The sequence below is a fragment of the Rhodococcus sp. HM1 genome, assembly GCF_023218075.1.
Lineage (GTDB): Bacteria > Actinomycetota > Actinomycetes > Mycobacteriales > Mycobacteriaceae > Rhodococcus.
The window spans coordinates 1-261 of sequence record NZ_JALPTB010000245.1; the positions used below are offsets into that span (position 1 = coordinate 1).

The window sequence follows — 261 nt, forward strand, 5'->3', positions numbered from 1 at the left end:
CGTGCTGGCGCAGTGTGCGGTGGATGTGGGTGTGCGGGTTGGTGGGGTGTCGGTGTTGTCGTCGGTGGAGGCGGCGGCGTCGGTGGTGTCGGATGTGTCGGCGGTGGGGTCGTTGCCGTTGGGTCCGGGTGTGGGGTGTTCGTCGGTGTTGCCGGTGTTGTTCGCCGAGGCGGTGGCCGCGTTCGGGGATGCGGTGGCGGTGTCGTCGGATGACGGGGTGTCGGTGTCGTTCGCTCGGTTGGGGGAGCGGGTGTTCGGGGC

Annotated in this window: 1 protein-coding gene; it reads left to right on the forward strand. The window is 70.1% G+C overall.

Annotation, left to right across the window (positions count from 1 at the left end; genetic code table 11):
- Window positions 1–261 (forward strand): hypothetical protein (locus M1M07_RS32625; RefSeq protein ID WP_248676819.1); only part of this gene is annotated, 261 nt, incomplete at both ends.